Origin of the sequence: Aquirufa salirivi (assembly GCF_045310485.1) — a bacterium.
In the GTDB taxonomy this organism is placed as follows: domain Bacteria; phylum Bacteroidota; class Bacteroidia; order Cytophagales; family Spirosomataceae; genus Aquirufa; species Aquirufa salirivi.
The window spans coordinates 234,652-256,190 of record NZ_JBEWZH010000003.1 but is presented as its reverse complement, the minus strand read 5'-3'; the positions used below and the strand labels follow the sequence as shown (position 1 = coordinate 256,190).

21 protein-coding genes are annotated in these 21,539 nt (G+C 37.8%); 8 read left to right on the top strand and 13 right to left on the bottom strand.

Features of this window, described 5'->3' with window-relative positions:
- Positions 1 to 47 precede the first annotated feature (47 nt).
- Both ispG and U0R11_RS05525 read left to right on the top strand, forming a co-directional pair.
- Positions 48 to 2,063 carry a (E)-4-hydroxy-3-methylbut-2-enyl-diphosphate synthase gene (ispG, locus tag U0R11_RS05530; RefSeq protein WP_406750395.1) on the top strand — a complete coding sequence of 672 codons (2,016 nt, stop codon included), beginning with the start codon at positions 48 to 50 and terminating at the stop codon, positions 2,061 to 2,063.
- A 1-nt stretch (position 2,064) separates the two neighbouring features.
- Positions 2,065 to 2,253: a DUF6728 family protein gene (locus U0R11_RS05525; RefSeq protein WP_406750393.1), complete on the top strand. Its 189-nt coding sequence runs from the start codon at positions 2,065 to 2,067 to the stop codon at positions 2,251 to 2,253.
- Positions 2,254 to 2,255: 2 nt separating this feature from the next.
- On the opposite strand, the gene U0R11_RS05520 is transcribed toward U0R11_RS05525, so the two are convergent.
- Together U0R11_RS05520 and gldC are read right to left on the bottom strand one after the other, a co-directional pair.
- Positions 2,256 to 3,305, bottom strand: a complete 1,050-nt coding sequence (locus U0R11_RS05520) for a thioredoxin family protein (RefSeq protein WP_406750391.1) — start codon at positions 3,303 to 3,305, stop codon at positions 2,256 to 2,258.
- Positions 3,306 to 3,316: 11 nt separating this feature from the next.
- Positions 3,317 to 3,667 (bottom strand): gliding motility protein GldC, encoded by a 351-nt coding sequence (gldC, locus tag U0R11_RS05515; RefSeq protein WP_166373975.1) that lies wholly within the window; start codon positions 3,665 to 3,667, stop codon positions 3,317 to 3,319.
- Between the two features lie 84 nt (positions 3,668 to 3,751).
- On the opposite strand from gldC, the gene U0R11_RS05510 reads away from it, so the two are divergent.
- Together U0R11_RS05510 and U0R11_RS05505 are read left to right on the top strand one after the other, a co-directional pair.
- Positions 3,752 to 5,005, top strand: coding sequence for a competence/damage-inducible protein A (locus tag U0R11_RS05510; RefSeq protein ID WP_406750389.1), 1,254 nt, complete (start codon positions 3,752 to 3,754; stop codon positions 5,003 to 5,005).
- 2 nt (positions 5,006 to 5,007) lie between these two features.
- Positions 5,008 to 6,276 (top strand): dihydrolipoamide acetyltransferase family protein, encoded by a 1,269-nt coding sequence (locus U0R11_RS05505; RefSeq protein WP_166373977.1) that lies wholly within the window; start codon positions 5,008 to 5,010, stop codon positions 6,274 to 6,276.
- Positions 6,277 to 6,430: 154 nt separating this feature from the next.
- Here U0R11_RS05505 and U0R11_RS05500 read toward each other — a convergent pair whose 3' ends face one another.
- The 6 genes from U0R11_RS05500 to U0R11_RS05475 form a co-directional block, all read right to left on the bottom strand.
- Positions 6,431 to 6,766, bottom strand: coding sequence for a hypothetical protein (locus U0R11_RS05500; RefSeq protein ID WP_166373978.1), 336 nt, complete (start codon positions 6,764 to 6,766; stop codon positions 6,431 to 6,433).
- A 326-nt stretch (positions 6,767 to 7,092) separates the two neighbouring features.
- Entirely contained in the window at positions 7,093 to 7,854 is a 762-nt protein-coding gene (locus U0R11_RS05495; RefSeq protein ID WP_406750387.1) for an acyl-CoA desaturase, read from the bottom strand.
- Positions 7,855 to 7,944: 90 nt separating this feature from the next.
- Positions 7,945 to 8,604, bottom strand: a complete 660-nt coding sequence (locus tag U0R11_RS05490; RefSeq protein ID WP_269002892.1) for a DUF4159 domain-containing protein — start codon at positions 8,602 to 8,604, stop codon at positions 7,945 to 7,947.
- Positions 8,594 to 9,310: an RsmE family RNA methyltransferase gene (locus U0R11_RS05485; RefSeq protein WP_269009393.1), complete on the bottom strand. Its 717-nt coding sequence runs from the start codon at positions 9,308 to 9,310 to the stop codon at positions 8,594 to 8,596. Before U0R11_RS05485 ends, U0R11_RS05490 begins: the two co-directional genes overlap by 11 nt.
- Positions 9,311 to 9,312: 2 nt before the next feature.
- A complete protein-coding gene (locus tag U0R11_RS05480) occupies positions 9,313 to 9,870 on the bottom strand; it encodes a hypothetical protein (RefSeq protein ID WP_406750384.1) in 558 nt (185 codons plus the stop codon).
- 11 nt (positions 9,871 to 9,881) lie between these two features.
- On the bottom strand, positions 9,882 to 12,089 hold the full coding sequence (locus U0R11_RS05475) for a glutamine synthetase III family protein (protein WP_166373983.1): 2,208 nt from the start codon (positions 12,087 to 12,089) through the stop codon (positions 9,882 to 9,884).
- Positions 12,090 to 12,333: 244 nt separating this feature from the next.
- On the opposite strand from U0R11_RS05475, the gene U0R11_RS05470 reads away from it, so the two are divergent.
- Entirely contained in the window at positions 12,334 to 13,347 is a 1,014-nt protein-coding gene (locus tag U0R11_RS05470) for a glutamine synthetase beta-grasp domain-containing protein (protein WP_166373984.1), read from the top strand.
- Between the two features lie 88 nt (positions 13,348 to 13,435).
- Positions 13,436 to 14,761, top strand: a complete 1,326-nt coding sequence (gene mtaB, locus U0R11_RS05465; RefSeq protein ID WP_166373985.1) for a tRNA (N(6)-L-threonylcarbamoyladenosine(37)-C(2))-methylthiotransferase MtaB — start codon at positions 13,436 to 13,438, stop codon at positions 14,759 to 14,761.
- 99 nt (positions 14,762 to 14,860) lie between these two features.
- Here mtaB and U0R11_RS05460 read toward each other — a convergent pair whose 3' ends face one another.
- The 3 genes from U0R11_RS05460 to U0R11_RS05450 all read right to left on the bottom strand — a co-directional run bounded on the left by U0R11_RS05460 (position 14,861) and on the right by U0R11_RS05450 (position 18,080).
- Positions 14,861 to 16,204 carry an ammonium transporter gene (locus U0R11_RS05460; RefSeq protein WP_166373986.1) on the bottom strand — a complete coding sequence of 448 codons (1,344 nt, stop codon included), beginning with the start codon at positions 16,202 to 16,204 and terminating at the stop codon, positions 14,861 to 14,863.
- 21 nt (positions 16,205 to 16,225) lie between these two features.
- A complete protein-coding gene (locus U0R11_RS05455) occupies positions 16,226 to 17,380 on the bottom strand; it encodes a porin (protein WP_406750382.1) in 1,155 nt (384 codons plus the stop codon).
- Between the two features lie 352 nt (positions 17,381 to 17,732).
- Complete coding sequence (locus U0R11_RS05450) at positions 17,733 to 18,080, bottom strand: 4Fe-4S dicluster domain-containing protein (RefSeq protein ID WP_166373988.1); 348 nt, start codon at positions 18,078 to 18,080, stop codon at positions 17,733 to 17,735.
- Positions 18,081 to 18,228: 148 nt separating this feature from the next.
- Here U0R11_RS05450 and U0R11_RS05445 point away from each other — a divergent pair, with 148 nt between their 5' ends.
- Positions 18,229 to 19,242, top strand: a complete 1,014-nt coding sequence (locus tag U0R11_RS05445; RefSeq protein ID WP_406750380.1) for an aldehyde dehydrogenase family protein — start codon at positions 18,229 to 18,231, stop codon at positions 19,240 to 19,242.
- On the opposite strand, the gene U0R11_RS05440 is transcribed toward U0R11_RS05445, so the two are convergent.
- Both U0R11_RS05440 and trpS read right to left on the bottom strand, forming a co-directional pair.
- A complete protein-coding gene (locus U0R11_RS05440) occupies positions 19,215 to 19,763 on the bottom strand; it encodes a phosphatase PAP2 family protein (protein ID WP_406750378.1) in 549 nt (182 codons plus the stop codon). The two genes, U0R11_RS05445 and U0R11_RS05440, sit on opposite strands and share 28 nt — an antisense overlap.
- Positions 19,764 to 19,765: 2 nt before the next feature.
- A complete protein-coding gene (gene trpS / locus U0R11_RS05435) occupies positions 19,766 to 20,737 on the bottom strand; it encodes a tryptophan--tRNA ligase (RefSeq protein ID WP_406750376.1) in 972 nt (323 codons plus the stop codon).
- Between the two features lie 116 nt (positions 20,738 to 20,853).
- On the opposite strand from trpS, the gene U0R11_RS05430 reads away from it, so the two are divergent.
- Entirely contained in the window at positions 20,854 to 21,537 is a 684-nt protein-coding gene (locus U0R11_RS05430; RefSeq protein WP_406750375.1) for a DUF2461 domain-containing protein, read from the top strand.
- Positions 21,538 to 21,539: the final 2 nt, after the last annotated feature.

Below are 21,539 nucleotides of genomic sequence, written 5' to 3'. Positions count from 1 at the left end.
GAGGCTTTTTGTTTGTATTTCGTACATTTGAATTAAATTTTATACCTATGTCAAGTCTTCAACAATCGTCTTCAGCTCATTTGATCAGCGATGGGAATATGTATGCTCCTACCTTGTTCGGCTATCAGCGGAGAGAAACGATTCCCGTTTCCATTGGCGATTTGATGTTGGGTTCAGATTTTCCCATTCGAATACAATCCATGACAACCGTGGATACCATGGATACAATGGGATCCATAGAACAGTCCATTCGCATGATTGACGCAGGCTGCGAATTGGTACGGATTACTGCTCCTTCCGTTAAAGAAGCTCAAAATTTAGAAAATATTCGTAAAGGATTACGCGCTAAGGGCTATAAAACGCCTTTGGTTGCTGATATACATTTTACCCCCAATGCGGCAGAATTAGCCGCTCGGATAGTGGAAAAAGTACGTATTAATCCAGGAAATTACGCAGACAAAAAGCGTTTTGAAACGATAGAATACAGCGAGAGCTCTTATCAAGCTGAATTAGAGCGTATTCGTGATAAGTTCTTGCCTTTGGTGAAGATTTGCAAAGAATACGGCACAGCGATGCGTATTGGAACTAACCACGGTTCATTATCCGATCGAATTTTAAGTCGATATGGTGATACCCCTTTAGGCATGGTAGAATCTGCTTTGGAGTTTCTTCGAATTTGTGAAGATGAAAAATACTTCAATATTGTACTCTCTATGAAAGCTTCCAATACTCAAGTCATGGTGGAAGCCTACCGTTTATTGAGTAAAAAACTGGCAGATGGCCAATTTAAAGCTTATCCCTTACATTTAGGGGTTACCGAAGCGGGTGAAGGTGAAGATGGTCGAATTAAATCGGCTGTAGGAATCGGTACTTTATTGGAAGATGGATTAGGAGATACGGTACGGGTATCTTTAACCGAAGATCCTGAATTTGAAATTCCAGTAGCCAAAGATTTGGTGAATCGTTATGTAGGTCGAAATCGTCCAAATGCACCCATTCCAAGCCTAAGTAATTTATCTGCGGGATTCGACTCCCCCATCAATCCATTTGCGCATACCAGAAGAAAAAGTGCCGAATTGATGAATTTTGGTGGGCATCAAGTACCCCGTGTTATCGCTGACTATTCACATTTGAAAAGCATCAGCATGGAGGATCTGAAATCCATTGGTCATTTTTATTTGCCAGAACCCGATAAATGGGCCATGAATGATTTGGGGGCTGATTATTTGTTTACCGGGACTTCAGATTTAGATTTCATGCTTCCCAATGGATTGAAACAAATACAATCAGCTACAACTTGGCTGCAATCCAGTCCTTCTGAGCATCAATTTCCATTATTTGAAGTGGAAGATTGGTTAAAGGCAAGCAAGAAACATGCCCAACTTAATTTTGTTCAGGCGGATGCCGAGGAGATTTGGTCTAATGACTTATTCGTCAATGCCCTTAAATTGGCCCAGAATGAGGTATTGGTACTTTCTTCGAGCTTTTCTAATCGAATGGCAGCCATTCGACGAGCCTTTTTTGAATTGGAAATACAAGGAATTCATATTCCTGTAGTAATACGTTTGAACTATCAGGATATTCATGCGGACCAATTTCAACTATTTGCACCAACAGACGCAGGTGCTTTATTTATTGATGGATTTGGTGATGGATTAATGCTTTCTTTAGCAGGTTTACCTGTTCAATCCTCGCTGGAGAATTCTACCAATTTCGGGATTTTACAGGCCTGTCGAGTACGTATTTCTAAAACAGAGTATATATCTTGCCCATCTTGCGGAAGAACCTTATTTGATCTTCAAGAAACCACTGCCAGAATACGACAAGTAACAGATCATTTGAAAGGGGTGAAAATAGGAATCATGGGATGCATCGTGAATGGCCCAGGAGAAATGGCCGATGCTGATTATGGTTATGTAGGTATAGGTAAGGACAAAATTGCCTTGTACCGTGGTCAGGAAGTCGTGAAAAAGTCGGTACCAGCAGATTCTGCTGTAGATGAGTTAATACAATTAATCAAGGAAGACGGAATCTGGAAAGATCCGCAAGAAACGAATAACTAAGATGAGCAGACTAAAAGAACAATTCAGAATTGGTGAAGTATTTACTTACTTTATTCGTGTATTTCAAAAGCCAAAACCAGGTGCACCGACGAACTTTAATATTCGTACGATGCACATGATCAATAAAATATCGATTGTGATGTTTTTGTTTTGTGTGGCTGTGATGATTTTTCGCGCACTTTTTCGCTAGAATTATTTCATTCCAAATTTACACCAATGTGTTTTGGCATAGGCTAATGCCTTTTTGTCCTTCGTTTTACCATTGACATAATCACATAAGTATTGGTATTCCTTAGGACCTGGAGCATTGGGAAGTACTGCCAATAATTTTTCAATCACTTGAATGGCCTGAGTAGCTTTCTTTTGTTTAAACAATAAAGTACTTTCTACCATCCACATTCTTCTTTGAATGGAGCCTGGGTCTAAACCAGCTTTAGCCATTTGGGCTTTAATCTTTTGAATATCAGCTACGCTTAATTTATTTGCTTGAGAGCTTGTCAAGACGATTTGAAAGATATTTTCATAACTCATCCTGACAGGATTTGCTTCATAAATCCTTTCATAAGCAGGAATGTGGTTGATGAAATAATCAAAAAGTACATTGTTATTATTCATCATCACCATTTGAATGGCATTGAAGGTACTTTGTGAGGTATATTGGCTAGGATTTATGGTCTTAGCAAACACATTGAAAGCGGCTATATTGGAAGTTGTATCACCCACTATTCGAGCATACTCAGCATAGTTTAATAAGAACTGCGGGTTTTTATCTCCTGCTTTCAATCGTTTGGCATAATTCTGCGCATGTTCAGCTGGATTAATTGCTTTTTGAGCTATTGAATTCACATTAATGACCGAATTGTCTCTTTCCCCAAATATCTTAGCCCCAACGATTTGTAAACTAGTGGGATCCATGAAGATAAAGGTAGGTGTAGCATTAATCGTGATTTTCAGCTTTTTTAAGAGCTTTTGATTCTCAGGATTACGAATGTCCAACTGGAAATTGACAAATTTAGCATTGTATAAAGCACCTACTTGGGGTTGTGCAAAAGTTCCTTTAAAAGCATTACAAATATGACAATCTGGTGCATATACTTCCATAAACAAAAGTTTATTTTGTTGTTTGGCAGTTGCCACAGCCGTATTAAAATTGCCCGTTTTAATGAAGTTGATGCCCTTTTGTGCCAAACTAGGCACAGAAATAAACAACATGATGGCAATGAATAAATGGGATACTTTCATGTATATTTTGCTTATTGACCCTTTTCAGCCGCGATGATTTCTTTCTTTAAATGACTCGATAAAGTCATACAAACTTGTTCGATTTCCTGAGAAAAGTAACTATCACCTGTAGCTTGCAAGGAAGCTTCCGAAACTGTCCCTAAAATTTCAATAAAAAAGCGTTTCATATCCAAAACCTCCATGTCTTTCGTCCATAAGGGTAAAGTCAAAGTGCCTTTGTGGTAAGGATCCCAGGTTGCAACTAATATCGCTTTTGTTTCCTCTATTCCTTCATTGGGATTATCTGTGGCGGACCAAGAAATTTGTTCAGGAATGTTATTTTCGTCTAAACTTATTTTGAAATTTATCTCTGATTGTTTCATTGCTTAATTTGAATTGTTTTTCGATTCAGGGATTAAATTCTATCCCAAATAAATCGTATTTTCGTACAAAAGTAAGAAAACTTAATGGTTCGAGCAGAAATTATTACAATTGGGGATGAGATTCTTTATGGGCAAATATTGGATACCAATACCCAGTGGATTAGCCTGGAATTAGACAAAATAGGAATTAAAACCATCAGAAAGTCGTCCGTAGGCGACCAGGAAAGTGAAATTTTAAACATACTTGAAGAAGCTCAACACCGGGCTGATATCGTATTTATAACAGGTGGATTAGGTCCAACCAAAGACGATTTAACGAAAAAAGTTCTTGCGAATTTCTTTGGTTGCGATATGGCATATCATCCGCAAGCATTAGAAGACGTGCGTGTGTTCTTTGAAAAAAGAGGGCGTGAATTAAGTGATTTGAACCGTGATCAAGCCTTATTGCCTACTAAGGCACAATATGTTCAAAATAAGCAAGGAACAGCGCCTGGGATGTGGTTTGAGGAAAAAGAAACGGTGTGGGTTTCCATGGCCGGAGTACCTTTTGAAATGAAAGCCATGATGGAAGATTTGGTTTTACCACGCGTAGCCCAACATTTCAAAACACCCACCATTGTTCATAAAATTGTTAAAGTAGTAGGTATCGGTGAATCTTATTTGTCGGATATGATTCAGGATTGGGAATTGTCTTTGCCCAAACATATTAAATTAGCCTATTTACCTTCTTTGGGAATCGTCAAGCTACGTTTAACTGGTTTCGGTGATCATGTAGTTCAATTGAATCAAGATATTCACCAAGAAATTACTCGGGTCATGCCCCTCATTAAACCTTATGTGTTTGGATATGAACAGGATGAATTAGCCCAAGTGATTGGTCAATTATTGATTGAAAAAGGCGCTAGTATTTCAGTGGCAGAAAGTTGTACGGGTGGGTATTTATCTCATTTATTTACAGAAATTTCAGGAAGTTCCGCCTATTTTAAAGGGGCTGTTATTTCCTATGCAAATGAAGTGAAAATAAATAGTTTGGGTGTTTCTCCTACCCTTTTGGAACATGAAGGTGCAGTCAGTGAAGCATGTATCATTTCCATGGCCAATGGAGTAAGAGAGAAACTACATAGTACTTTATCTTTAGCCACTTCTGGTATTGCAGGTCCCGATGGAGGTACGGAGGAGAAGCCTGTTGGTACAGTTTGGATTGCTTTATCTCATGAAGGTGGTGTTATAACTCGCAAATTGCAATTAGCTGGAACTAGGAAGCAAATAATACACATGACGGCCCTGAACTGTCTGAATTTAGTTAGGAAATTTTTGTTAAACGAATTGACTCAATAGTTATGGCCATCATGGAAGTCATTATGCCTAAAATGGGTGAAAGCATCATGGAAGCAACCGTATTAAACTGGTTGAAAAATCCTGGTGATTATGTGGAAGCTGATGAATTTATTTTAGAAGTTGCTACTGATAAGATCGATACCGAAGTACCGAGTCCAGTTTCAGGATATTTACAAAAGATCATCGTTCCTGTTGGGGAAATTGCTACCATTGGTAAGGCTATATGTGTGATTGATTCCATAGAAAACTCAGCTGATACGACTCCAAGCGCATCCGTAGCCAATATGTTTCCAGAGCACGAAGCATTAGCTTTATTGACAGACGTTAGTTTAGGGATTTTAGGTCAAAATGAAGAAAAATCAAATCCTTGGATTTCTCCTTTGATCAAACAAATTTGCCTGCAAGAAAATGTAACACAACGAGAACTTAGTACCATTAAAGGTTCGGGTTTGGACCAGCGAGTTACTAAGAAAGATGTATTGAATTATATCGCTGTCCGTAATTCCAAACGGATGATAGCTTCAGGTACGCTAAGTCAAGGCCCAGGCCTACGTTTACCGGGTGATGTGGTAATCGAAATGGACCGTATGCGTAAGATGATTTCTGAGCGTATGGTGGATTCTAAGCGTATTGCCCCTCACGTTACGTCGTTTCTAGAAGCGGATATGACAGCCATGGTAACGTGGCGTGAAACGGAAAAAGCCAACTTTTTAGCCAAATACAAAGAGCCAATAACCTACACACCATTATTGATCATGGCTACGGCCAAAGCACTTAAGGATTTTCCCGGCATGAATATTTCTGTTGAAGGAAATTACCTAGTACAGCATGAGCAAATCAATATAGGCATGGCGGTAGCCTTACCCAATGGTAATTTAATCGTTCCGGTTATTCATGAAGTGGATAAATTATCTTTATTGGAATTAACTAAAAAAGTTAATGATTTGTCGAACCGAGCTAGGTTGAATAAATTGACTCCCTCTGATTTAGAAGGAGGCACTTATTCCATCTCCAATATTGGTTCTTTTGGTAATTTAATGGGTACTCCCATCATTGTTCAACCTCAGGTTGGTATTTTGGCATTTGGAGTCATTGAGAAGAAACCAGCGGTCATATCTGGTCCTCAAGGAGACCAGATTGCGATTCGACAAAAGATGTTCATTTCCCATTCCTACGATCACCGTGTGATTGATGGTTCTTTGGGCGGAGGTTTCTTGAAACGAGTTTCGGATTATTTAGAGAAATTCAATATTTCAGATCACGAATTGTAGTCAGATCTTTATTTTACATGAGGCTCAGGATGTTATTCTGAGCCTTTTTTTATAAAATATGCAAAGTGTTGTCTTGCCTGATAAATGGCCAAAGTAAATGATGTGATTTTAGTTTTTTTGAAGCTTTTCTAAAAACATTACTTAAAATACATTTTTACGGTATTTCTTTTTTTGAAAAAAAAGAAACAAAAAAACTTCTTTTCTTGTCGTTCATCAAAGGCGAATTTCGCTTCGCGAAACCGTGATTCACTTCGCTATCGCCTATATTTTTGACGCCAACGCGCATCGCCTTTGCTATGGTCAAAACCTCGTCTACCGCTGCGTTCATCATCTTTCGCTCGTGCTGACCGACGGTATTTTCTATCAAAAAATCAACAATCTTCATTCTGAAACTAAACTCTAAATAACTGACAATTGATGAGGTTAATCCCAACGAAAGATGGGAACGTAGCATGAGCGAAGCGGTAGGCGGATGGTTGCCCCTGCGCATAGGCCATATGAGATAGAGTCAAAGATTAAAGCCGAATGCGGAGTGAACATCGGTTCCGCGTAGCGGAATTCGTCTTAGGATTAACCGCACTTCTTTTGTTTTTTTTGTTTCTTTTTTTCAAAAAAAAGAAATACCTCAGTATTGGAATTAAAGTAGAGTTCGATATAAAATAACATAGATTGATTCAATTATTATATATCGGAAAATCCCAAATATTATTGACCAACTCGTTCGTCTTAAAAACTGTCAACTAATTTCAGGTCAGGACACATTGGTAAAAAAAAAGCCCTGAATTATTCAGGGCTTTCATATAATGCTTTGTACAATTAAAACTTGGAATTCGGGTCCTTAACGTTAGGACGAATAATTTTTAACCAAGTTAATAATTTGACCATCGGATAGGTAGGATCAATCTCAAACCATTTGGTGGCAAAATTGACACGGTTTGGTAATTTATGGTGGTTATTTTGGAACAACTCCCCCATCATCAGGACATCTACTACTAAGGAGTTCTTGGAGTGATCATGATTGTCATAATTTTGATAGCCATATTTGTGACCTGACCAGTTAACAATGGCTCCATGTACTGGACCCATCAAAAAGTGTACCGGTAACAAAAAGAAGAATGCCCAATGCATATCAAAATATAGGTATGCTACTATGTAGAATGAAGAATAGGCTACTCCCCAACCAACACGTGAAATCCATGAATCACCGATTTTTTCAATTGTTTTTGAAACAGGGTAATCATGTTCAAAACGCTCTTCTACTTTTTGAGAACGGTTTAAAACCGCATTGTAAATGTTCTTCGTTTTCCACATCATAGTAAAGACATTGCTGGAGAACATCGGTGAATGTGGATCTTTAGGCGTATCAGAGAATGCATGGTGCATTCTGTGCAGAATGGCGTAAGCTCTTGGACTTAAGAAAGAAGACCCTTGCGACAAATAAGTAAGAAAATAGAAAAATTTCTCCCAATACTTGTTCATTAAGAACATTTTATGTGCTGAATAGCGGTGTAGGAAGAATGTTTGACTAAAAAGAGATACGTACCAATGAATAATAAAAGCTGGAAGTACTAATTGCATAAATTATATAATAAGATTATGACTACAAATTTAACTATGAAAAGTTTAAGAATCTCTAGTATTCCAATATACTTTTATGATTTTTATCAGTTAAGGGTGCAGGAAAGCGTATTGAAGTATATTGACTCCCATCCTAAGCGCGGCCTCTCTTTTTTCTGCCGGATCATGGTAAATACTTTCATCTTCCCAGCCATTTCCTAAATCACATTCATAGGAATAAAAACAGATAAGTCGGCCTTGATAAATCAATCCAAATCCCTGAGGTGCTTTTCCATCATGCTCATGAACCTTGGGTAGGCCTTTGGGAAAGGGGTATGCTTGTGAATAAATGGGATGGCTATAAGGTAATTCCACAAAACTTAATTCTGGGAAGACTTTCGCCATTTCTCTGCGAATGGACTTGTCTAAACCATAATTATCATCAATATGCAGAAAGCCACCACCCAATAAATATTGGCGTAAGTTTTTTTGTTCTTCTTTGTCGAAAAGCACATTGCCATGTCCTGTCAAATGTATAAAAGGGTAATTCCAAAGCATGGGACTAGTTAATTCCACCGTTTCTGGACTGGGATCAATGCCCATTTTCTTTTGCTGGTTGGCAAATTGAATGAGATTAGGCAAGGAAGTCTTGTTGGCATACCAATCTCCTCCCCCTTTGTATTTTACTTTGGCAATTTTAAACAAGGGATTTTGAGCCAAAATAACTTGACTAAAACCTATTAGTAAGAAAAGTAGCGCCTTAGTTTTCATGTAATAAATGAATGGCATGTGTGGCAGCTAAACCAGCTGTTTCTGTTCTCAAAATAGATTTTCCTAGGCTAAAGGGTGTCCAATCAGTAGAAATTAAAGCTTCACTTTCTTCGCTGGAAAAATCACCTTCTGGGCCAATTAAAATATGATATGCTCGATTCAAATGTATACTTTTACTTAAGCTTGAACTAGGAGGATTGGAAATGTAAGCAAATAGTTTTTGCTCATCTTCCTTGTTTCCAAGTTGTCCAACAAGCTCTTTGAAGGAAACCATGGGATAAATAGTCGGCAAAAACAGATTTTTAGACTGTTTCAAAGCCGAAATAACAATTTTTTCTAATCGATGCGTTTTAATTTCTTTTCTTTCGGAATACCTAGAATGAAAAAAACCAATGGATTGAATTCCAAATTCAGCGCATTTTTCCACCATCCATTCCATGCGTTCCATTTGCTTAGTGGGTGCTATCCATAGGTGAATCGCATAGGCGGGCATGACCGAATTTTCTATTTCATTTACTAGATGGAATGAGGTCTTTTTACTCGTAGATTGGTCAATTTTAGCCTCAAATTTTTGCCCCTTCCCATTTAAAATAAAAATCGGGTCTCCCGCTTTTAAACGGAGGACCCGATGGGCATGAATGGATTCTTCTTCGCTTAAAAAAGGGCTAGCAATTGGATTTGGCTCATAAAAAACCGGAATACTCATGCTTACTCTTCTTCAGATTTGAAAGAATATAAAGATGTATCTAATTGTATATTATCCGCATTGAAATCATGGATAAACTCCTCAATCACTTCATCTGTTAATGCAGGAACATATAAAGCAGCCTCTAAACCGATACCAAAATCAAAGTCTTTATCTACTTCTACATATTCACTAACCTTGATTTCATCGTTTTCTTCCATTTCTTCGATGATTTCTAAGACCATCATTTCTACTTCTTCATCCAATGAATCATTTGCTTGATAGGTCTCATCCCTGTTTTCAATAGGAACATACAAAGGAAAATGCTGGATAGCTTCTCTCTCTGCAGCCTCATATAGCAAGCTAGAATAATGTAATTGTAGAGTACAAAGGATGGCGTCATAGACTACCTCTTTTTGCTCAAAATGGCCCACAAATTGTATGTGGACCATTTCTCTATCATTGCTTACCGGAAGATCTTCATCTTCAATCAAAATAAAGTTACGTTTTTCAGATGCGCAAAGCTCTTTCAAACGGTTGATTTCCTCAGGAGAAAATCCGGGATTGCTTATTTGTGTCATAAGAAGACAAACTATTTAATCATTAATAATTCTCTATACTTTGGTAATGGCCACTCATCATCATCAATGATCAATTCCAATTTATCCACGGCATAACGGATTTCTTCGAAATAACCTTTGACCTTAGAGCCATATAAGAACGCTCTTTCTTCCAGATTTTCTACGTTATTAGCCTCTTTTCTTGCTTCTGTCATATCATTTTGTAATAAAACAATCTTAGAAGTATACTCAGAGATTTTTTTAATCATTTCAATCGTTGGCGCAAAATACTGAGGATCAATGCCAATTTCCTTCTGTCCTTTCACATTTTCTACCAATTGAGTTTGGTATTTTAATGAAGTAGAAACAATGTGGTTAATCGCCATATCTCCAACAACACGTGATTCAATTTGGATTTTCTTAATGTAGTTTTCCAATTCAATCTCGTAACGTGCATGCATTTCTTCTTTAGAATAAATGCCGTATTTCGTGAATAATTCAATTGACTCTGGGCGAGTATAAACTAACAAAGCCTCAGGAGTAGTTTTCATATTAGATAAACCTCTCTTTTCTGCTTCTTCTACCCATTCATCCGAGTAACCATTTCCCTCAAAACGGATTTTCTTAGATTCTTTGGCATAACGCTTTAACACATCCATGATAGCCAATTCTTTCTTCACTCCTTTTTCTAAGATAGCATCTACCTCTTTACGGAATAAGATTAATTGGTTAGCTACAATGGTATTCAAAATGGTCATGGGTGCTGCTGAATTGGCAGAAGAACCAACGGCACGGAATTCAAATTTATTACCTGTAAAAGCAAATGGAGATGTTCTATTACGATCCGTATTATCCAAAATCAAAGAAGGGATTTTGTTGATACCTAATTTTAGGTACACATTATCTCCTTTTTCTAATTGGAATTCTTCGATATCCTTCATGTTTTCTAAATCATCCAATACATTGTTCATGGTAGATCCTAAGAAAACAGAAACAATCGCTGGAGGCGCTTCATTGGCCCCTAAACGGTGCTCATTGCCTGAAGATGCGATCGATGCTCGTAATAAGTCGGCATTATCATGTACCGCTTTAACTACGTTCACAAAGAAAGTTAAGAAACGAAGGTTTTCTTTTGGTTTAGAAGATGGTCCCAATAAATTGACACCCGTATCCGTACCCAAAGCCCAGTTATTATGTTTACCTGATCCATTGATACCAGCAAATGGTTTCTCATGGAACAATACTTTTAATTTATGTTTTACGGCTACTTTCGACATCAAATCCATCAAAAGCGCATTGTGATCACAAGCTAGGTTGGCTTCCTCAAATGTCGGAGCCACCTCAAATTGCGCTGGAGCCACTTCATTGTGACGCGTGCGAACAGGCATACCTAATTTTAAAGCTTCAATTTCAAAATCAACCATGAACGCATTCACACGGGTTGGAATAGATCCAAAATAATGATCTTCTAATTGTTGACCCTTAGCAGGCGCATGGCCAAAAACCGTTCTTCCCGCCATCATTAAGTCTGGACGAGCATTGTATAAAGCCTCATCTACTAAGAAGTATTCTTGCTCAATACCTACAGTAGGTACAACTTTAGTTACATCACGATTGAAATATTCTTTTACCACAGCAGTCGCTGCTTTGTCGATTAATTCAATAGATTTCAATAATGGAGTTTTGTAATCAAGTGCCTCGCCTGTATATGAAACAAAAACTGAAGGAATACATAAAGTAGCTGTTCCAGCCGCATTTTCCATGATAAAGGCAGGTGAAGATGGATCCCAACCTGTATATCCGCGTGCCTCAAATGTAGAACGAATTCCACCGTTCGGGAAAGACGAAGCATCTGGCTCTTGTTGTACTAAAGCAGATCCTTTGAATTTTTCTACCGCCTTACCCGTACTTAAATCAATATCGAAAAACGAATCATGTTTCTCTGCAGTAGTTCCAGTTAAAGGTTGAAACCAGTGTGTATAGTGAGTCGCTCCTTTAGAAATAGCCCAAGATTTCATCGCTGCAGCTACCTCGTCAGCCGCATCACGGTCGATTTTGGAGCCCGTATTAATGGCTGTCGTAATCTTAAGGTATGCTTCTGGTGATAATAATGAGCGCATCACCTCATCATTAAATGTCATATTGCCGTAATAATCACTTACTTTTTCAGTAGGGATTTTCACAACGGCAGTAGCTCTACTTTGAGCTAATTCAAGAGCTTTGAATCTAGTTATTGCCATGGTTGGAATTTGGTTATCAAGAACGTAAAAATAGGATTTTTGCTTGTTACTTGAAACAAATTTAATCTCTTTTTCCCGTATATCTTGTTAATTCTAATAATTGTCATGTTTTTTATTTTCAAGTTTAATAGTAAAGAAATTGTATAATTTTTATGTCAAAAAATTGTTTTTCTTGAAAACAGGTTTATTTTTGCATTGTATTTGGTACAAAAAATGAATTTTTAATAAAAACACGTTTAAAATCATGGCAAAATCTAAACTTGAATACATTTGGCTTGACGGTTACAAACCTACTCAGAGTTTACGTTCTAAAACAAAGATTGAAAATAACTTCAGTGGCAAACTAGAAGATTGTGATATGTGGTGCTTTGACGGCTCATCTACTGAGCAGGCTCCAGGTGGTTCTTCTGACTGTCTTTTGAAACCTGTGTTCATTTGCCCAGATCCTGCTAGAAAAAGTGCTTACCTAGTAATGTGTGAAGTGTTGAATTCAGATGGTTCAGCACACGAAAGTAATGGTCGTGCGACTATTGAAGATGATGATAATGATTTTTGGTTTGGTTTTGAGCAAGAATACTTCTTGTGGGATCCAGAAACTAATAAGCCTTTAGGATTTCCATCCAACGGTTATCCAGCGCCTCAAGGACCATACTATTGTTCAGTTGGTGCTAAGAATGCCTATGGCCGTGATATCGTAGAAGAGCATTTAGACATTTGTTTAGAAGCTGGATTAAATGTGGAGGGTATCAATGCCGAAGTAGCTGCTGGTCAGTGGGAATTCCAAATTTTCGCAAAAGGTGCTAAAGAAGCAGGTGATCAAATTTGGGTAGCTCGTTATTTATTAGAAAGATTAGGAGAGAAATATGGTGTTGCTATTAACTGGCACTGTAAGCCTCTTGGGGAATTAGATTGGAATGGATCAGGAATGCATGCCAATTTCTCTAATACGGCTTTACGTACTTGTGGAGAAAAAGGTACATATGATGCCATCTGTTCTGCATTTGCTCCAGTAGTGAAAGAGCATATTGAAGTATATGGTGCTGATAACCACTTACGTTTGACTGGAAAGCACGAAACTCAATCAATCCACCAGTTCTCTTATGGAGTTTCTGACCGTGGAGCATCTATCCGTATCCCTATTGCAACAGTAGAAAAAGGATGGAAAGGTTGGTTAGAAGATCGTCGCCCTAACTCAGCTGCCGATCCATACAAAGTAGCTTCAAGAATTATTAAGACAGTAAAAACAGCCAAATATTAATATTTGGAGTATTGTTTCATACATAATTGAGTAAAAATGGCGGATTTATCCGCCATTTTTGTTTTAAATTTGTAGCTTATTATTCTGCATGAAAAAATTAGCTTTTTATACGTTAGGTTGCAAGTTGAATTTTGCCGAGTCCAGCACCATTGCTCGTTCCTTGGAACCCATGGGTTTTGAACGGGTAGAATTTCAACAAAGCCCTGATCTTTTCGTTATCAATACTTGTAGCGTGACTGATCAAGCAGATAAAAAGTGTAAAAAAGTAGTTAAAGAAGCTAAAAAAATCAATCCAGAATCAGTAGTCGTCATTATGGGCTGCTATGCTCAATTGAAACCTGATGAAATTGCTCAAATCCCTGGGGTTGATTTGGTTTTAGGAGCAAATGAGAAATTCCAATTAGCGGACATTATATCACCTTATTTTGTTTCTGAAAAGAAACAAGCCTTGCCTAAAGTGATAGCTTCTGAAATTCGCTATGATTTAGATTACCATGCCTCCTATTCTGTCAATGACCGAACACGAACTTTTTTAAAAGTTCAGGATGGTTGTGATTACCCCTGCTCCTATTGTACCATTCCTTTGGCACGTGGACAAAGCAGATCGAGTAGTATTAAAAATGTGTTGGGTTTGGTTAAGGAAATTGCGGAAAAAGGAGTTAAGGAAGTGGTATTGACTGGCGTAAACATTGGCGACTTTGGTATTCAACAAGGTAAGCGCGTCGAATCTTTTTTTGATTTGGTCAAGTCACTAGATGATCAAAACGATTTAAATAGATTTCGGATTTCGTCCATAGAACCTAATTTATTGCACAGTGAGTTATTACACTACCTAGCTGATTCACCGTATTTTGTGCCACATTTTCATGTTCCACTACAATCTGGTTCCAATGCAGTTTTACGATTAATGAAGCGTAGGTACCAAAGAGAATTGTATGCTGATCGGGTTCGCGAGATAAAATCTCTGATGCCAAATGCTTGTATTGGTGTAGATGTGATTGTAGGTCATCCTGGTGAAAGCGAAGAGATGTTTTTAGATACCTATCATTTCTTAAATGAATTAGATATTTCCTATTTACATGTATTTTCTTATTCAGAACGTGCCAATACCTATGCGGTCGATATCCAGCCAAAAGTAGATGCAAAGGTGAAAGCCGAGCGTTCGAAAATGTTACATATTCTTTCCGATAAAAAACGTCGGGCTTTTTATGAATCCCAAGTAGGGCGAAAAGGCAAAGTGCTTTTTGAAGAGGCTTCTTCGGATGGTTTTATGGAAGGGTTTTCTGAAAATTACGTACGCGTTCGTGTACCATTTGATCCTTTATTAATCAACACCATTCAGCCTGTACGCTACAAATCTTTAGATGATGAAGGATTAATGCGGGCGGACATCTTAATAGAACAATTCGTTTAATACGTACAAAACAAAAAAGCCGGAAACTAGAAGCTTCCGACTTTTTGATTGAAACAAAACCACAAGAACCATTACTTGCGGCTTTGTCTATATGTTAGACTATTCCGTAATCGACTCGTCGTGTTGCGAAATGTCCAAACCTAATCTTTCTTCTTCCTCATTAACACGTAATGGAATGATTTTATCCGTTACAATTAAAAGGATATATGATACGCCAAATGCAAAGGCAGAAACGATGGCAAGAGCTAAAATGTGTTTTACGAATAAATCTGTTTCTCCGTAGAACAAACCGTTACCAGCAACCGCAGAGTTTACTGCGCTAGTAGCGAAAATACCTGTCATCAACATACCAACCATTCCACCTACACCATGGCAAGGGAAAACGTCTAAGGTATCATCTAAGTTGGATGATGCTCTCCAGTGAGCGATGATGTTAGAAACCATTGCTGCGATTACACCGATGAAGATAGCTACTGGAAGGGTTACAAAACCTGCTGCAGGTGTGATGGCTACTAAACCAACTACAGCACCGATACAGAAACCTAAAGCAGATACTTTTTTACCACGAGTTACATCAAATAAGATCCAAGATAAACCAGCAGAAGCAGCAGCAATGTGCGTAGTAGCGAATGCAGTAACAGATAAGGAATTAGCTCCTAATGCTGAACCTGCATTGAATCCAAACCATCCGAACCATAATAAGGCAGTACCTAATAATACGTATGGAATATTAGCTGGAGGCAAAATGTTTGACTCGATGTGTGACTTTCTACGACGTAAGTAAAGAGCACCTGCTAATGCAGCCCAACCAGCTGACATGTGAACAACAGTACCACCTGCGAAATCTAAAACACCTAAATTGAATAAGAATCCGTCTGGGTGCCATGTCCAGTGAGCCAATGGAGAATAAACAAAGATGCAGAAAAGCACCATGAATAAAACATAAGCTTTGAAGTTAATTCTTTCTGCCAATGCTCCTGAAATCAAAGCTGGGGTAATTACCGCGAACTTCATTTGGAAAAATGCAAATAACGCAAAAGGAATCGTGAATTTAATCTGATCAGCTGATCCTAATGATAATTTGTGGTCAAACACATTATTGAACATAAAAAAGGTAGTTGGGTCACCAATCCAGCCGCCAATGGAATCTCCAAATGCTAAACTGAATCCAAAAACCACCCAAATAACGCTGATGACACCCATGGCAATGAACGATTGCAACATAGTAGAAATCACATTTTTATGATTTACCATTCCCCCATAGAAATAAGCTAATCCAGGAGTCATTAGGAGTACTAATCCAGAGGCTACAATCAGCCAAGCTGTGTCACCCGTATCTATGCCTTCTGTAGGAATCGATCCAGGTAGATCGGTAAACAATGCAAGCACCGCGACTGCAAGTAATACTAGAAGCGGAATCCAAGTTGGTTTTTGTGTTGTCATGTCCGTAAATGTTAAGTTAAATTAAAATTTGTATATAAAGACTGTTCCAAATGTGGCTTGTGATTTTTGAGACTTTCCATCACCATCCACAAATTGAGCGGTTTTGAATGAATCTGTTCTTAATTCTGGTTTGATCAATAAATGGCCTTCAGCAGTGGTGAATGTAGCAGTTAAAGTGAACGAGCTAACATCAGTTCCTACTGTCTCGCCGGCAGCATTGATACCGCGCAAAGCTCTAGCTCCACTAGTATTATCAAAAACTTCGTAACGACCTCCTAAGCTAAAGTGGTCTGTGAAAGCGTAGTTCGAGTAAAGTGCTACCCCACCCCAAGTTTTGCTATCACCTACACTACCACCACCTTGAAAATCACCTGTTTGTGAACCATAAGCAGCATTTAAGCCGATTAAGTATTTAGGAGTTACTTGGTATGAAGTGGTTAAGTCTAATAAGTTGTAACTACCCGAATCATCTTTTCCACTAGCTAAAGGAGCAGATTCGTTGGAAGTAATTCCATTGATGTATACGTTCCATCCCTCTTTAGGAGCAAAAAAGAACTGACCGATGAAACCTTTCGAAGAGTTGTTATCATTTAAGTTATCTACGTTATTCACAATACCCAACATCAAAGCGGATTTAGAAGAGAACGCATAGTTGGCTTTAGCACCGATGTGGTAGAAAGGACCGTTATTGAATAAGTTAGATAATGAATAATTATAATTCACGGGTGCATCAATAACTTCATATCCAATGTGTGTACCAAACTGACCCACAGTGAATGTCCATTTGTCGCTAGGCTTCCAGTTGAAATATGCTTGTTTAATAGCTAAAGCAGTGGATGCTTTTCCTGCGCCTAATGGACCAACCACGTTACCGTATTGGCCAAGGTCTGCATTTGGTCCAAAAGTTAAATCAACCACAACGTCAGATGTTTTTGTCGCATAGCCAAATTTGGTCTGTACTAATCCGATGGAGAATTGATTTGATTTTTGATCAAATGCTCTTTCGTAACCTGAAGTACCTAGGTTGCTGCGGTTTGTCGGATTGTTAAAATTTAACATATAGTACGAATCGATGTAACCCGAAAATGTAAATTTTGAGCTTTCAGCTTCTTTTTCTTGGGAAAATCCCAAAAAGCTAATTCCTGACAATAAGAGGGTAAAGATTGATTTTTTCATATTCTTTAAATTTTAATGGGAAAATAAATGCTTGACTACGTGACAAATATTGTTTTAAAAAAAATACAAAACAAGAATTATTGATAAAAATTAAACCTAAAAATGATAATTATTCAAAAATATTACAATTTAAGGTTAAAAATTAAACCTAAAATTTGAATAATTACAAAAATGAATAAAAATGAGATTAAAATTAAAACTCATTTTTGCAAAATTGACATTTTGAGGTTTTTATTCTTAGAATAGTATAAATTGGATATTTTGACTTAGGATAAGTCAGTTTGGATTAAACTGAGGCAAAAAAAAAGACCTGCACTGGGCAGGTCTCCGTAAGTATCTATATAATAGCTATTTATTCAGCATGTAACCACGCTTTTTTAGCTAATAAGGTATCTTTATCTTCTACATGATCAGGGTCAGGCACGCAGCAATCTACAGGACAAACAGCCGCACATTGTGGTTCCTCGTGGAATCCAGTACATTCTGTGCATTTATCTGGAACGATGTAATAAAATTCTTCAGAAACGGGCTCAACGGGCGCCTTGGCGTCCATGGTGGAACCATCTCCTAATTCTACCTCTGTTAACGAGGTTCCCCCTGCCCATGTCCACTCAACTCCACCTTCATAAATCGCTGTATTAGGGCATTCTGGTTCGCAAGCCCCACAGTTAATACACTCATCAGTAATAATAATAGCCATAATCTTTTGTTTAAGACCTTAATCGTCCTTTTTGAAAGAAATTTATGCAATTTACATCCAAAATTTTGAATACTATATATTTTTGAAAGACTATTGCAAAATTTTTAGAACTTTGCAATTCAATTGCATGCTAGGGACCATTACATTTATGAAAAAAGAGTCATTTTTACAGCTCATTGCCTTTTTGTCGGACTATTTTACAAAGTCATCTAACAAGGAAAAAATAGAACTTTTTATAGATAGAGCTAAAAATGAAAATCCATGGTTCTCTGAACACCTCATTCGTGAAGCTATGGAAGCTGTTCAATTGCAATTTTTTGATGTGACTGCTTGGGAAGCATTTTTTCTACAGCACCCCCTACAAATTTCTACTAGGCATCAAGTTGGATTAATTTTAGCGGGAAATCTACCTGCCGTAGGTATTCATGATGTATTAATGACTTTAGCTAGTGGAAATGAGGCCTGCATTAAATTAAGCTCTCAGGATAAATCCATGATGCTATTGTATGTTCAAGCCATGCAAGAGTTTAGTTCTGATGTGCCCATTCGACTGATTGAACGTTTGCAAGGTATGGATGCCGTTATTGCTACAGGAAGTGATTTCTCAGGTTCTTACTTTGCCCATTATTTTGCCACCATACCACATATCATACGCAAGAACAGGACTTCCATCGCAGTGTTAGAAGGTTCAGAATCCCATGAGGATTTTCATGCTTTAGCTAGCGATGTATTTTCTTATTACGGATTGGGATGTAGAAATGTATCGACCATCGCCATACCAGAGGTTTATGACCCGCTTCCTCTTTTTGATGTATTAACTCAATACCATTGGGTTTTAGACCATACCAAGTATTCCAATAATTACCAGTACCACAAAACCCTATTTCTTTTAAATCAAATTCCCCATTTTGATTTAGGAAATTTATTGATTCAAGAAAGTCAAGATTTAGTTTCTCCCGTTGGGGTGGTTTATTTGAGAAGATATGCCTCAAAAGATGAACTTCAAGCTTGGATTCAAGCCTCCGAAGGAAAAATTCAATGCATCGTTGGAGCTAAGTCAGACCTGGCAAACCAGGTAGAATTTGGAAAAAGCCAGCAACCTGGTTTGAGCGATTTTGCCGATGGAATTGATACTTATGCTTTTTTGACAAGCTTGTCGTAAATAAGGTGTTTTAAAATAATAGTTCCCAAAATACCCACAGCAGCTCCCATAATGACATCCAATGGATAATGGGCTCCTAGGTATACCCGACTATAAGAGACTAAAAAAGCCCATAGCAACAATAAATTCCTTGCTATTTTATGTTGAGTTATTATATAAAAGCCAAAAGCCAAAGCAAATGAATTGGCAGCATGGGACGAGCAAAATCCATACAATCCTCCACAGCCATCGGGTAAATGTATCCAAGAACTAAATGCTGGTTCATGGCAGGGTCTTAATCGTTGAAAATAGGGTTTTAAAATACTAGAAGATATTTGGTCGGCCCAAACAATGCATAAGATCAAATAGGATATGGAAGCTAAAAATAGCTTTCTCTTTTGTTGGTAAACGATGTAAATCAAATACAAATACAAAGGAACCCAAATCCAGCGGTTGGATAAAAGCATCATGATTTCATCCAGACCACTCGCATGAGCTTGGTTGATCCATTGAAAAACATCACTATCCCATTGTGGCCACATGATTAAAACTGAAAGATTTCCCGTACTCGTTGAATCGTAGCCTCAGCAATAGGTTTAACTCGGGCCTCTCCTTCTTCTAATTTTTTAATAATTTCATTTTCATTATTCATGTAAAACTTAAACTTTTCACGGGCATCTTTGAAATATAATAAAATGGCCTCAAATAACGCTTGCTTCGCATGTCCGTACCCATATCCACCTTGTAAGTAGTTGACTCTCATTTGAGCTACATCTTCTGGTGAAGCAATCAATTGATACAATTTAAACGTAATATCCTCATCTGGAATCTTCGGATCCTCCAAAGGAGTAGTATCCGTTACAATTTTTTTGATTTGTTTCAATAAGTCCTTTTCAGGTAAAAACACATCGATGTAATTGTTCAAGGATTTGCTCATCTTTTGTCCATCTATGCCCGGGATCGTCATGACATGCTCGGAAATTTCAGCTTCCGGAATGACAAAAATATCTTTTTGCGCTATACGATTAATCACACCCGCCATATCCCTAGTCATTTCAATATGTTGACGCTGATCTTTACCGACTGGTATCAAGTTTGCATCATATAATAAGATATCAGCGGCTTGTAAAACTGGATAGGTAAATAAGCCCGCATTCACATCGGCCAATTTATTGGATTTGTCCTTGAAGCTGTGCGCATTTGCTAGCATCGGGAAGGGTGTCACACAAGATAAATACCACAATAATTCGGTATGGTAGGGAGCTAATTTCGACTGGCGATAAAAATAGGTATGCTGGGTATCCAAACCACAAGCTAACCAAGCTGCCGCAATGGATAAGGTATTCGCTCGGATGCTAGCACCATCTTTTAAACTCGTTAAGGTGTGTAAATCGGCTATAAAAAGGAAAGATTCATTACCAGATTTCTTAGAAAGTTCAAGCGCTGGTAGAATGGCTCCTAATATATTTCCTAAATGTGGCCGACCAGAAGATTGAATGCCCGTCAGAATGCGCATGCTTAAAAATTTAATGTTTTACAAAAATCAAGAAAATAGCGCGAAACTCCCAAAATTTGCGGGCAAGTATTGACTTATTTATTTAAATTCGTTTATATTTTTTGATTCCTAGGCTTATGTCCATTCCTTCTTCCCTTTTGACCTTTTTATCTGATTTAAAAGAAAACAATACAAGGGAATGGTTTGGGGAAAATAAGGACAGATTTCTAGAACAAAAGTCGGCATTTGATCAATTTACCATTCAGCTCATTTCGCTATTTGGGGATTTTGAAAACATGGATGGTGTGGAGTTAAAGCATTGCTCCTACCGGATTTACCGTGATGTTCGCTTTGCCAAAGATAAGGCTCCCTATAAAACCTGGTTTTCAGCAAGTTTCTCGGAAGGTGGACGGAAGTCAGGTCTAATGGATTATTATGTACACATTGAACCCGGTGGAAAATCCTTTTTAGGAGGCGGAATGTATAGTCCTACTCCTGAGCAATTAGCATTATTTCGACAAGAAATAGATTATAATGCCAAGCATTTAAAAGAAATCATATACGCTCCAACATTTTTGAAGGTGTTTGGAGAAGCTGAGGGAGATGCTTTGAAAACAATGCCCAAGGGTTATGGTGTGGACCATCCTGAAATTGAGCTATTGAAGAAGAAACAGTTGTTTTTTTGGCGGAAATATAGTGATTCTGAAGTATTAAATCCCAAGTTTGTAGAAACACTAATACAAGATGCACAGGTATTGAAACCTTATCTGGATTTCTTGAATGCCATTTTTTTTGATAAAGAACCCTTTTCTATTAAGTAATA

What these genes read in the sequence shown, in the direction of transcription:
- ispG (WP_406750395.1), top strand. Translation starts at nt 48, where the DNA reads ATGTCAAGTCTTCAACAATCGTCTTCAGCTCATTTGATCAGCGATGGG.
- U0R11_RS05525 (WP_406750393.1), top strand. Translation starts at nt 2,065, where the DNA reads ATGAGCAGACTAAAAGAACAATTCAGAATTGGTGAAGTATTTACTTAC.
- U0R11_RS05520 (WP_406750391.1), bottom strand. Translation starts at nt 3,305, where the DNA reads ATGAAAGTATCCCATTTATTCATTGCCATCATGTTGTTTATTTCTGTG.
- gldC (WP_166373975.1), bottom strand. Translation starts at nt 3,667, where the DNA reads ATGAAACAATCAGAGATAAATTTCAAAATAAGTTTAGACGAAAATAAC.
- U0R11_RS05510 (WP_406750389.1), top strand. Translation starts at nt 3,752, where the DNA reads ATGGTTCGAGCAGAAATTATTACAATTGGGGATGAGATTCTTTATGGG.
- U0R11_RS05505 (WP_166373977.1), top strand. Translation starts at nt 5,008, where the DNA reads ATGGCCATCATGGAAGTCATTATGCCTAAAATGGGTGAAAGCATCATG.
- U0R11_RS05500 (WP_166373978.1), bottom strand. Translation starts at nt 6,766, where the DNA reads ATGCGCAGGGGCAACCATCCGCCTACCGCTTCGCTCATGCTACGTTCC.
- U0R11_RS05495 (WP_406750387.1), bottom strand. Translation starts at nt 7,854, where the DNA reads ATGCAATTAGTACTTCCAGCTTTTATTATTCATTGGTACGTATCTCTT.
- U0R11_RS05490 (WP_269002892.1), bottom strand. Translation starts at nt 8,604, where the DNA reads ATGAAAACTAAGGCGCTACTTTTCTTACTAATAGGTTTTAGTCAAGTT.
- U0R11_RS05485 (WP_269009393.1), bottom strand. Translation starts at nt 9,310, where the DNA reads ATGAGTATTCCGGTTTTTTATGAGCCAAATCCAATTGCTAGCCCTTTT.
- U0R11_RS05480 (WP_406750384.1), bottom strand. Translation starts at nt 9,870, where the DNA reads ATGACACAAATAAGCAATCCCGGATTTTCTCCTGAGGAAATCAACCGT.
- U0R11_RS05475 (WP_166373983.1), bottom strand. Translation starts at nt 12,089, where the DNA reads ATGGCAATAACTAGATTCAAAGCTCTTGAATTAGCTCAAAGTAGAGCT.
- U0R11_RS05470 (WP_166373984.1), top strand. Translation starts at nt 12,334, where the DNA reads ATGGCAAAATCTAAACTTGAATACATTTGGCTTGACGGTTACAAACCT.
- mtaB (WP_166373985.1), top strand. Translation starts at nt 13,436, where the DNA reads ATGAAAAAATTAGCTTTTTATACGTTAGGTTGCAAGTTGAATTTTGCC.
- U0R11_RS05460 (WP_166373986.1), bottom strand. Translation starts at nt 16,204, where the DNA reads ATGACAACACAAAAACCAACTTGGATTCCGCTTCTAGTATTACTTGCA.
- U0R11_RS05455 (WP_406750382.1), bottom strand. Translation starts at nt 17,380, where the DNA reads ATGAAAAAATCAATCTTTACCCTCTTATTGTCAGGAATTAGCTTTTTG.
- U0R11_RS05450 (WP_166373988.1), bottom strand. Translation starts at nt 18,080, where the DNA reads ATGGCTATTATTATTACTGATGAGTGTATTAACTGTGGGGCTTGCGAA.
- U0R11_RS05445 (WP_406750380.1), top strand. Translation starts at nt 18,229, where the DNA reads ATGAAAAAAGAGTCATTTTTACAGCTCATTGCCTTTTTGTCGGACTAT.
- U0R11_RS05440 (WP_406750378.1), bottom strand. Translation starts at nt 19,763, where the DNA reads ATGTGGCCACAATGGGATAGTGATGTTTTTCAATGGATCAACCAAGCT.
- trpS (WP_406750376.1), bottom strand. Translation starts at nt 20,737, where the DNA reads ATGCGCATTCTGACGGGCATTCAATCTTCTGGTCGGCCACATTTAGGA.
- U0R11_RS05430 (WP_406750375.1), top strand. Translation starts at nt 20,854, where the DNA reads ATGTCCATTCCTTCTTCCCTTTTGACCTTTTTATCTGATTTAAAAGAA.